Source organism: Okeania sp. SIO1H4 (assembly GCF_010672695.1).
GTDB classification, from domain to species: Bacteria; Cyanobacteriota; Cyanobacteriia; order Cyanobacteriales; family Microcoleaceae; genus Okeania; species Okeania hirsuta.
This window is the reverse complement of the sequence record NZ_JAAHGB010000012.1, coordinates 300311-312297: the sequence shown is the minus strand read 5'-3', so window position 1 is coordinate 312297 and position 11987 is coordinate 300311. Positions and strand designations below refer to the sequence as shown.

Annotated in this window: 5 protein-coding genes; 4 read left to right on the top strand and 1 reads right to left on the bottom strand. The window is 37.8% G+C overall.

Annotated features, from left to right (window positions below):
• The first annotated feature begins 21 nt into the window (after positions 1–21).
• Positions 22–783, top strand: a complete 762-nt coding sequence (locus F6K06_RS12145; RefSeq protein ID WP_124144140.1) for a DUF928 domain-containing protein — start codon at positions 22–24, stop codon at positions 781–783.
• A 6-nt stretch (positions 784–789) separates the two neighbouring features.
• Positions 790–3105, top strand: coding sequence for an adenylate/guanylate cyclase domain-containing protein (locus F6K06_RS12140; RefSeq protein ID WP_338043146.1), 2316 nt, complete (start codon positions 790–792; stop codon positions 3103–3105).
• A gap of 377 nt (positions 3106–3482) precedes the next feature.
• Here F6K06_RS12140 and F6K06_RS12135 read toward each other — a convergent pair whose 3' ends face one another.
• Entirely contained in the window at positions 3483–3626 is a 144-nt protein-coding gene (locus F6K06_RS12135; protein WP_161564944.1) for a hypothetical protein, read from the bottom strand.
• Between the two features lie 1027 nt (positions 3627–4653).
• Here F6K06_RS12135 and F6K06_RS12130 point away from each other — a divergent pair.
• Both F6K06_RS12130 and F6K06_RS12125 read left to right on the top strand, forming a co-directional pair.
• Complete coding sequence (locus tag F6K06_RS12130; RefSeq protein ID WP_287241174.1) at positions 4654–7680, top strand: filamentous hemagglutinin N-terminal domain-containing protein; 3027 nt, start codon at positions 4654–4656, stop codon at positions 7678–7680.
• Positions 7681–7975: 295 nt separating this feature from the next.
• Positions 7976–11908, top strand: a complete 3933-nt coding sequence (locus F6K06_RS12125) for a filamentous hemagglutinin N-terminal domain-containing protein (RefSeq protein WP_287241172.1) — start codon at positions 7976–7978, stop codon at positions 11906–11908.
• The last annotated feature ends 79 nt before the right edge of the window (positions 11909–11987 follow it).

Below are 11987 nucleotides of genomic sequence, written 5' to 3'. Positions count from 1 at the left end.
ATACGGAGGTGATTTTTTATCATGTTTGTACGAAACTTTTTAGGACTTTCTTTAGTAGGTCTTTTAGTTTCAGCTCCTCCAGTCAATCACCCTCAAACTGCAAAAACTAAGGTGGAATCAAGGCCACAATTACAGGCAGTAACATTTCCACCAACAACTTCAAGAGGTGCGCCATCGAGAACTAGAGGAGCTGGGTCTCGCGGTCCTTGTAATCCAATAATTAAGCAAGAATTAAGCAACCTCACTGCTGTAGTACCAGAAAATAATATTGGTACAACAGTTAGTCCTAACCCAACTGTTTACCTTTATGTTCCTCAAAGTAGTAAACGAAAGGCAGAATTTGCTTTATTTGATTGGACAAATAGAGTCAGAGAACCAATATATAAAGTAGGTGTATCTCTGCCTCAGTCCGCTGGAATTATCAAAGTAAGTTTGCCAAAAACAGTTGAATTAGAAACTAATAACACTTATATTTGGCACTTTGGCATAATTTGCGATCCAGAGGAGCGTGCTTTAGATTATTATATTAATGGATGGCTAAGACGTACCCCTCTCAAGCCAGAAATAGAAGCTAAATTAAAAGAACTGCAGGAAAAACCACTAGAACTAGCTAAACTCTATGCTGAATCATCAGTTTGGAGCGAAACAATTACAACTTTAGAAAAATCTCGTGTTGCTTATCCTAATGCGTGGAAAGAACTGTTAAAATCAGTTGGGTTAGAGGACTATGCTGATAGTAAAATATTTGACTGTTGTCAGGAAATACAACCTGCTCAAAGATAATATAAATTGTTAGATTACCTAAAAGTTAAACATATTGAGAAACCATTAGTGAAATCTCATTATGATTCTCGTGGATCAACAGCTACATCATTAATTTGGCAGTGGCGCGGGGTGTGGATAACTACTCCCTGCGTAACTATATTGGTAATATTACTACGCTTAACTGGAATATTACAGCTATGGGAGTGGGGTACATACGACTTCTATATGAGAAATAGACCTTTACCTCCAAGGGACAAACGTATCGTAATTGTTGGTATTGATGAAGCGGATATAAGCAGAGTAGGTCAGGGAATAATTCCTGATTCAACTCTTGCCAAGTTGCTCAAAAAACTCAAAGCAATGGAACCCAGAGCTATTGGTTTAGATATTTACCGAAATTTACCTGTACCTCCTGGTTATCAAGAATTAGTTAAAGTATTTCAAAACACTCCTAATCTAGTTGGGATCCAAAAAGTAGTAGAGGATGATAGAGGAGAAGGAGTAGCACCACCATATGCTTTACAAGAAAAAGGACAAGTAGGAGCAAATGATACGCCTATCGATGCAGATAATAGATCTCGGCGAGGCTTATTTTATTTAGATAATCAAGATGGGGAAATTATTTATAGTTTTAGCCTGCATTTAGCATTACTTTATTTAGAAAAGGAAAATATTAAAGCAGATACAGTAGAGGGGACCGATCACTGGCGCGTAGGAAATCAGGTATTCCCTCCTTTTCAAAAAAATGAAGGTGGTTATGTCAGAACCGATGCTCGTGGGTATCAATTATTAATTAACTATAGAGGGCCGAGCGGTCATTTTGAAACTGTTTCTCTGACAGATCTACTTGATGGACAAGTCCCTCCAGACTGGGGACGCGATCGCATAATTCTGATTGGAGCAGTAGGAGAAAGCTTCAACGATCTATTCTATACACCCTATAGTAGTCATTTGTTAGCTCCACCAAGACCAATGACAGGAGTAGAACTACAAGCAAATTTTATTAGTCAAATTATTAGTGCTGCTCTAAATGAACGCCCCTTAATCAAAACTTGGTCTGAACCCCAGGAATGGTTATGGATTTTTATCTGGTCTGGAGTTGGAACCACAGTTACATGGCAGTGGCGAAATCAAACAAAAAAATTCTTGTCACTAACTTTATTGAAGAACCTAATCCTAGAAGCTGGAATCATTTTTCTTAGCACTTATATTATGTTTCTTTGGGGATGGTGGCTTCCTGTAGTGCCTCCTTTATTAGCAATAGTAGTTTCTTCATTTGTCATTACAGGTTATGTTGCTGGCACTGCTAGTCTGATTAGAAAAACTTTTGCTCGTTATCACTCCAATGAAATAGTCAAGAATTTATTGGAAAGTAAAGAGGGTTTAAAAATAGGAGGTAAGAGGCAATGTATAACTGTATTAACTTCTGATTTAAGAGGGTTTACGGCCTTTTCTGAGCAACTATCCCCAGAAAGTGTTGTAGAAATTATTAATATTTATCTCAAAGATATATTAAAAATCATCACTCAATATGGTGGTAGTATTGACAAGCTACTTGGCGATGGAATAATGGTTTTATTCGGCGCTCCCATAGTTAGGGAAGATGATGCACAGAGAGCTGTGGCCTGTGCATTGGCAATGCAGTTAGAAATGAAATCTATTAATCAAAAAATCAAAGCTCTAGGGTGGCCAACTTTAGAAATGGGTATTGGTATTCATACAGGGGATGCTGTAGTAGGAAATATTGGCTCTGAAGAACATACTGAATATACTGCTATTGGTTGGGAAGTTAATTTGGCTTTTCGCATAGAAAGCTATGCCACTGGAAATCAAATTCTGATTTCTAATGCTACTAGGGCAGCGGTCGGTACCTCACAATTAAGGATAGATAGTACGAAGGAAATTAAGCCTAAAGGTATTAGTAATCCAATTAATATTTATGAAGTGGGAGGAATTAGTGGTAAATATAATCTATTTTTGCCGAAAGAAGAGGAAATTCTATTACCGATAGAACAACCAATTCCTATCTTTTATTTAATTGTAGAAGGCAAACATATTAGTAATACTGTGTTTAAGGGAAAGTTAGTTAAGCTTTCTCAAAGAGGATCAGAGATAGAGATTAACAGATATGCTTCAGAAGATTCACTACCATTAATTCACAGTAATATCCAACTTAATTTATTAAATCCTAGCAATAAATCGTTTATGAGCGAGCATATTTATGGAAAGGTCTTAAAAGTAAAAGAAGCATCAAAGACTTTTTATATCCGTTTTACTTTCAAACCTCAGTCTGTTATAGAACAACTTGATAATTTATATCAATCTTCTTTACAGCGATAGAATTTAGTGTTATACTGGAAGAGTTTAAGTCAGGAATAGGTTGGCTTGAAGAATGACACCCAAAATTGACAAAGGTAGAGCTATAATTTGAGTTACCACACATAAAACAGGCTAGAGGAAAATTTTCAACTCTAGCTGTAGTAGTTATTGTTAAACTATGAAATTATCAAAAGATAGCTGATTACATTAGGTCTAGATCTTCTAGTTAGTAATCGCTATCTTTAAAAATATGAGATTTTTTTAGGTAGAAGAAGATGGTATGTCAATTTTTTACTCTTGGTGGTATACCTACAGTTAATACTAAATGTCTGTAATCAATAGCACTACTACTGTCATTACTTAATTACCACACACAGGGATCGTAGCCACTACATTAATTAACGACGACGACGACGACGGCCACCAGCTACAGAATCTAAATCCTTGTCAGTTAGCTTTTCCAATGTTGGCGGCTTGTCAGCAGTAGGCTTTTTCCAGATACTTTCTCGTTTTGGGTTTGGTTTTTGTTGTCTATGTGTCATTGTCTTTCTCCTAAGTAACTCTTTTAACTTAATCTAGGTTGGTATACTGTTGTATACTAACTTAGATAGAATTTAACTACATATCATATCTTATATTTTAACTTATAATTTACCCTTACCTCTATCGTATCCCACCAATAATTGGTTGAACCCCTGATCTAGTGAGTATTAAAAAAAAATTCATATTCTTAGTAATATTAACTAGGTACTGACAATCTGTATGTAAGTGGGTAAATATTGGCCATCCCGAATTAATTGAACTCATTTATAACTACGATACTATATGCAATCTATCCGGAACAGATAAATATTTTACAACAATATATATCCCTCTTTTTTGATCGCTCTTGCTGGAAAAAAATTTGAAAGGACAACTATTTATTAATTGAGGTTGCGATCGCTAAATCTAATACCAAATCTCAAAACGTTTGCTGTATATCATCTTCTTGAGTAATAAGGGAGATGGGCAGGTAGGGAGATGGTAATCAAATATAGCTAGGACTTATATTATGTCCAGTTGAATAGTTATAAGTTAGAAGCTCTCGTAGTTGGGTTTTAGCAAGAAGATAGATTAGGACTTACACACCTGCAACGTATTTTCGTCATGGCGACCGGACTGACAGAGAAGCAATCTCAAATCCTAGTTTTTCATACCTCATGGGTAAGTCTTGTAGATACTTCAAGGGCTAAAGTCTAACTACAAACAAAAATTTTTTGATCGCGTCAGCGGAACGGAGTTCTATCGTTAATTATCCGGACATGATATTACACACCTGCAACGTATTTTTGTCATTGCGACCGAGAGGGTTTGCGCAGGAGTCCGGAACGGATAGCAATCTCAAATCCTAGTTTTTCCTACCTCATGGGTAAGTCCTGATAGTATTATTCTTCAGAAATGGTACGAAGCTATCAGAAATTGGACATATTGTTTTTTGGTTGTGCTGCGCTTTACTCAACCTACTGAAATTTTAGATAGTATAGGTTTTGTCTACAAAATAATAAATCTTAATTAAATTGGTAATTAGTTGTGAAATCCCATTCGTCCCTCTTCGTAGTATCACTAACTTTTTTCTTGTGGAATTTTTTCAGTAACTGGAAAACTCAAGCAAATGCTCAGATAGTTCCAGATAACACCCTTGGTGAAGAAAGTTCTGTTGTCAATTCCATTGATGAACTGAAAGACCAAATTGAAGGAGGAGCTATTCGTGGCTCAAATTTATTCCATAGTTTTCAAGAATTTAATATCAGAGAAGGTAGAAGCGTTTATTTTATCAACCCTAACGGCATAGAAAATATTCTGACTAGAATTACAGGTAACAACCCCAGTAGTATTTTAGGCAAATTGGGAGTAGATGGCGGGGCAAATTTATTTTTAGTGAATCCCCAAGGTATTTTCTTTGGGCCTAATGCCAGTTTAGATATTCGGGGTTCATTTATTGCTACAACTGCTGACGAAATTAGACTGGGACAAAATGGACTCTTCAGTGCCACAGCACCTCATACAAGTAATTTATTATCAGTAGAACCCTCAGCCTTATTCTCAAATCAACTGGAGACTCGATCTAGAGGAGCAATTATTAATCAATCGACACATATTAATCAATCAACACAGGAAGAAGTGGGTTTAGAATTGCCAGGGGAGCAGACCCTAGCTTTGGTAGGAGGAGATATAGAAATAGATGGGGGAAGAATCACAGTACCCCAAGGAAGAATAGAGCTAGGGAGTATAGGGAATAACTCTGTTGTCAGGTTAAATCCAAGAAACAAAGGTTATGATTTGGATTATTCAGAGGTCGATAATTTTCAAGATGTCAATATAGCTTCTGCTTTTATTGATACTCAAGGAAGTGAGGGTGGTGGTGATATTTCAATTCAAGGCAGACGTATTATTGTTACAGAACTTTCTGAAATTACAGGAGATACGAATGGATCGGAACCAGGAGGAAATATAGAAATTACTGCTTCGCAAGTAGTGGAAGTAGTTAGTAGTGAAATTTTTAGTGATGTCAGGGAAGAAGCTACAGCAAATGGAGGTAACATTGATATTGAAACTCAGCGTTTGATTCTCAGGGATGGCTCAGTAATTGCAGCAGAAACTTTTGGTGAAGGTAATGCTGGAAACTTAACAATACACGCAACATATATTGAAGCTAGAGATTTTCGAGTAGATGAAGAAGGTTTTCCTGTAACCAATTTTATAGCTAGTGGTGTTCAATTACCAGAGGTAGAAGGAAGAGTAGCAACAGGAGAAGGAGGAACTTTAACTATTGAGACTCAACGCCTCAGCTTACGAGATGGATCTCAAATAGATTCATCAACTGCTTCGGAAGGTAAAGCAGGAAGCTTAATAGTACGAGCAAAGGAAATTGAACTTATCGGTGTAGAGGATGTGTTCAGCAGCGGATTATTTGCCTCAGTTCAAGAAGATACGATTGGGGATGGAGGCGATCTCATTGTTGAAACTCAGAGCTTAAGTATACAGGATGGAGCATTAGTAGGCGTTTTTACTTTTGGTGCAGGTGATGCTGGAGAACTTAATATTAAGGCTAACGAAATTGAGGTAATTGGCCGTTCTGAGGATGGTAATTTCCCTAGCACTATATCTGCCACAGTAAGAGATGATGGCGAATTTAGATCCAGTGGTAATGGTGGAGAAATATCCATTGAGACTAATAGTTTAACAATCCGAGATGGAGCTACAGTTGAAGCTCGAACTGAGGCAGATGGAACAGCAGGAAGCATTGCTATTCGAGCCAATAATAACATTACTGTATCTGGGTTTAGTTCCATTTCTGGTGATTCTAGCGCCATTACTGCTGGTACAGAGTCAGGTGCAACTGGAAAGGGTGGTAGTATAGAAATTACTACTCCTATCCTGAATATTGACAATGGAGCATTAATTACGGCAAGAAGTAAAAGTGATTTTGACGGAGGTAATATTTCTCTGAATATCAGCACTTTAAATCTCACGGCAGGCGGCCAAGTTATTACCTCTAGTTTTGGCAGTGGCAATGCAGGTACAATAGAAGTAAGTGCCAGTGATCGTGTCTTGATATCAGGTATAGATCCCAATGTTAATGAAAGAGAAGAATTGGGAATGATGACAACTGATAGAGAAATAGAAATCGGCGGTAGTCCAGAAAGCGCGATCGCTTCTCGTGCAACAGATAATGGTGATGCGGGTTCAGTTATAATCAATACACCCCTACTCAGAGTGGAAGACCGCGGAATAGTGACTGTTAGTAGTTCCGGTGAAGGTGTAGCAGGTTCGCTGAATGTTAATGCTCCATCAATTGAATTGAACAATGGTACTCTGGCAGCAGAAACTAACGCTGGAGACGAAGGTAATATTACGATCAACTCCTCAAATATCAGTTTAGAAAACAAAAGTTCGATTACTACCCGTGCTGAGGGGAATGCTACGGGAGGTAATATTACTATTGATACGAGGTTTAGTATCGCTAGAGATGGTAGTCAAATTAATGCTAATGCCGATCAAGGTCAAGGAGGTAATATTGATATTACAGCTGATGGATTATTTTTTGACAACAGCAGCAGTTTGACTGCTAGTTCAGCATTAGGAATTGATGGCACAATTGATGTCAACACTCAAGTGGACCCCACTCAAGGGGTGGTGACATTATCTCCTGAAGTTGTGGATGCGGAGTCTGTGGTAGCACAAAACCTATGTTTACCAAATCAAGATCGAATAGCAGGCAGTAGCTTTGTCATTACAGGTCGAGGGGGTCTACCACCAAATCCTACTCAACCTTTAACAGTATTGAGAGGGGTAGTAGATTGGGAAACTGGCGCGAAAAAAACGACATCATCAGAGATAAAGCAACAAACTGTATTAGTTTACCAGAGACAACAGAGTAAAAAATTACCAGAAATTCTTCAAGCTCAAGGTTGGGTCATGAATACATCCGGTAATATTATCCTGACAGCTACTTCCCCCACTGTAAATACAGGTAGTTTACAATTAATTCACCCAGGTTGTTATCTGTTAGAGGGAACAGGGAACAGGGAACAGGGAATAGGGAGGAATAGTTGACAGTTTCTGGATAATAATTGATTTGATTTTTGATTGTGGGAGATATCTATTAATTATGTAATTAAATATAAATATCCTAACTTATTGGCAAAAAAACCCTACCTTCCTACCTTTGCAGAGATACGGTTAGGACTTCTATATAGCAAGGAAAGAGTTGGCGTTTGACAGAGATTGATGATGAACCTGAGACGCCAGAAATGCTTTTACCACTGTTCCCTGTTCCCTATTCCCTGTTCCCTATTCCCTATTCCCTATTCCCTATTCCCTATTCCCTATTCCCTGTTTAATAATAATTATGAAATTAAAATCTCTACCAATTTTGCTCAGTTCAACATCAGGAATATGGCTAATTTTATCTAGTTTATTTTGCCAAAATCAGGGAAATACTCAAATAATTCCCGATCAAACATTAGGGAAAGAAAATTCAGTTATTAATTCCATAGATAGATTAAAAGAGCAGATAGAAGGTGGAGCAATTAGAGGTTCAAATTTATTTCATAGTTTCCAAGAATTTAATGTTGGAGAAAATCGAAGTGTTTACTTCACAAATCCAGCAGGAATTGAAAATATATTAACAAGAATAACAGGTAATAATGCCAGCAATATATTAGGAAAATTAGGAGTATTAGGAGCAGCAAATTTATTTTTAGTGAATCCTAATGGTATATTATTCGGACCTAATTCTAGTCTAGATATTAGCGGTTCATTTATTGCTACAACAGCCGACGAAATTAGATTAGGAGAAAATGGTTTATTTAGTGCTACTAATTTTCAAAATAGTAACTTATTATCAATAAAACCTTCAGCTCTATTTTTTAATCAAATAGCCAGTCAAACTCAAGGAAATATTGTCAGTAAATCAACTGCAGAAGAAATTGGTCTACAAGTACCATCTGGAGAAATTTTAGGATTAATAGGAAGGGAGGTAATTATTGACAGTGGAAAACTGACAACAGAACAAGGAAGAATAGAAATAGGCAGCGTTGGAGATAACAGTTTAGTCAGATTAGAAAACACCAATAATTATACTCTTAATTATTCAGAAGTAGAAAACTTTGAGAATATACAAATCAAGAATGGTGCTGTTGTGGATGTAAGTGGAGAAGGTAGTGGTGATATTCAACTCCAAGGTAGACAAGTAAGCATCACAGGAGGTTCAACTATTGTAGCTAATACTTTAGGTAGTGAACCAGGAGGCAGCATTTCATTAATATCTTCCGAATTATTGGAAGTAACAGAAAGCTTTGTGAATGCTGATGTAGGATTTGCTGCAACTGGCAGTGGGGCAACCATTACAACTAATGCTCCACGTTTAATACTCACAAGTGGAGGACAGATAAGTACAGCTACATTTGGCACAGGTACAAGCGGAGAACTGACAATAAACGCCAATGAAATAGAAGTTATGGATATATCAGCAGATGGTCAAAATCTCAGTGGCATATTTACAGATGTATTACCAGGAGCAACAGGTAGAGGTGGAGACATAACAATTAATACTCAAAACCTCAAGCTTTTCAATGGGGGACAACTGGGAGCCAACATTTTTGGTGCAGGACAAGGAGGAAATTTAACTGTTAACGCCACTGAAATAGAAGCCTCTGGTACTATTGTTTTTGAAACAACTGTTCCTCAGCAAGAACTCCTGTTAGAATCTCTCAATGGTCAATTTCCCAGTGCAATTTTAGCTCTAGTTATACCGGAAGCTACAGGAAATAGTGGCAAATTAACAATTAATAGCGATCGCATAGTATTACGCAAGGGAGCGCAAATAGGAACTGGTACATTTGGTGCCGGAGATAGTGGAGAACTAGCAGTTAAGGCAAGGGAAATAGAAGTCAGCGGTACTTCTGAAGATGGTTTTCTGCCAAGTAGCTTTTTTACTTCAGTTTTATTAGGTGCCACAGGTAAAGGTGGAAATCTTACTATTGATACTCAGTCTCTAACTCTACAAAACGGAGGACAAGTAAGAGCTGGTACATCTGGTGTAGGAGATAGTGGAGATGTAACCATAACAGCAAAAGAAATTAACTTACAAGGTAGTTTTGCCAACGATCTTTTTATCTTACCTAGCATTATTCAAGCTGCAGTTGAAGATTTATCACCTATAGATCCATTGGGTATTGGTAGTGGTGACGGTGGTCAAATATTGATTACAACAGACCGTCTGACTCTTGAAGGTGGAGCTACAATTAGCGCTCGTACTGAAGGAGAAGGTAAAGGTGGAAATATAGAAATTAATGCCACCGATATTGAGGTAAATAACAGTTCCATTACTGCTGATAGCAATGAGAGTGCAGCAATAATTAGAAATGGAGATGGAGGAAATTTAACAATTAATACTCAAAATCTAATGTTGACAAATGGAGGCTCAATTTTAGCATCTACTTCCAGTGAAGGTAAGGGAGGAAATATAGAAATTAATGCCACTGAAATAGAAGCAGTAGGTATTTCACCAGATGGTCAGTTTCTCAGCGGTATAAATAGTCAAGTTGCATTAGGATCTACAGGGGATGGTGGCAACTTAACAATAGATACCCAACGTCTAATACTACGAGACGGAGCAATAATTCAAGCAGCAGTCTTCAGCTCCGGTCAAGGAGGAAGCATTGCAGTAAATGCAAAGGAAGTAGAGCTATCAGGTAATGCTACCAGTGAAAATTTATTCCCAGAAATATCATCTCTAATTCAAAGTATAAATGGCCAAGTTCCTAGTGGTTTGTTGACAACTGTTTTACCAGGAGCAACAGGAAATGGTGGAAATTTAGCAATTAATACCCAAGGTCTACAGTTAAAAGATGGAGGGTCAATAGGTACTGGAACATTTGGTGCAGGTCAAAGTGGAGATTTAACAGTACGAGCAACAAAAATTAACATGAGTGGTACTATTCTTAGCGGTCAACTTCCTAGTAGCTTGTTTACTTCAGTCTTTGATGGAGCTACAGGCAATGGCGGAAATTTAACTGTTGACACTGAACGCTTGAGTTTAAGAAATGGTGCTCAAGTCAGAACAGGTACATCTGGTGTAGGAGATAGTGGAGACTTAAAAGTAAGAGCAACAGAAATTGAACTCGTTGGTCGTGCTGAAAATGGTGAACTTCCTAGCAGTATTCTTGCTAGTGTAGAAGACTTAAGAAATTTGTCTCTGGGAGTAGGTAGTGGAGATGGAGGCAACGCATTCATAGAAACAGAACACTTGACAATTCTAGATGGAGCTGAAGTCAGCGCTAGTACCTTTGGAGACGGCAAAGCAGGAAATTTGACGGTCAGTGCCACAGAAAATATTACTCTATCTGGAGTAAATTCAATTTCTGGTGACTCCAGCACTATTACTGCTCGCACCCTTGGTAATGGCAATGCTGGGTCTATCAATATTAATACACCGAATTTAAGAGTGGAAGACCAAGCGATCGTTACCGTTAGTAGTTCTGGTAATGGGGTGGCAGGTTCCCTCAATATTAATGCTCCATCCATTGAACTCAACAATGGTACTCTGAGTGCGGAAACTACAGCTGGAAACCAGGGTAACATTACTATACAAGTTTCAGATATTAACCTAGAAAATAATAGTGCAATTACTACCAACGCTACAGAGTCTGCCACAGGTGGAGATATTAATATTGATGCACAATTTATTGTTAGTTCGGACAATAGTAATATTAGCGCCAATGCCATAGAGGGTCGAGGTGGTAATATTTCTATTAATGCAGAAGGGGTGTTTCTTGACGCTAGTAGCAAAATTACTGCCACCTCAACTTTGGGCATTGACGGCACAGTAGATATTAATACTCAAGTAGACCCCACTCAAGGAATGATCAGATTATCTGCTACAGTCATAGACCCTCAATCATTAGTGGCCAACAATATATGTGCCCCAACTCAAGCTCAAAAAGAAGGTAGTTCCTTTGTAATTACAGGTCGAGGTGGTCTACCACCAGATCCAACTCAACCATTAACAGTATTAAGAGGAATGGTCGAATGGGAAACAGAAACATCCGGGTATACAAGTGGTGTGATGAGAGATGATAAACAACCTGTTGTAGTCTACCATCGCTCAGAAGTCGAGAAGTTGCCAGAAATTCGTCAAGCTCAGGGTTGGGTCATGACTGAAAGTGGTACTATTATACTCACTACTACTGTAACTACTGTCAACTCAGGTGGTTTACAGTTAATTCATCCTAGTTGTTATCTATTTTCACCTGTGGCATTTGGAACTTTTTCTGATTAATTATTTGCTCTTATTTTTGATAGCGAATATGAACTTAAATTTTTCTGATAATATCAAATCCGGTAGCATCGGTGTAATT

Coding starts and splice junctions, on each gene's coding strand:
- F6K06_RS12145 (WP_124144140.1), top strand. CDS start 22: ATGTTTGTACGAAACTTTTTAGGACTTTCTTTAGTAGGTCTTTTAGTT.
- F6K06_RS12135 (WP_161564944.1), bottom strand. CDS start 3,626: ATGACACATAGACAACAAAAACCAAACCCAAAACGAGAAAGTATCTGG.
- F6K06_RS12125 (WP_287241172.1), top strand. CDS start 7,976: ATGAAATTAAAATCTCTACCAATTTTGCTCAGTTCAACATCAGGAATA.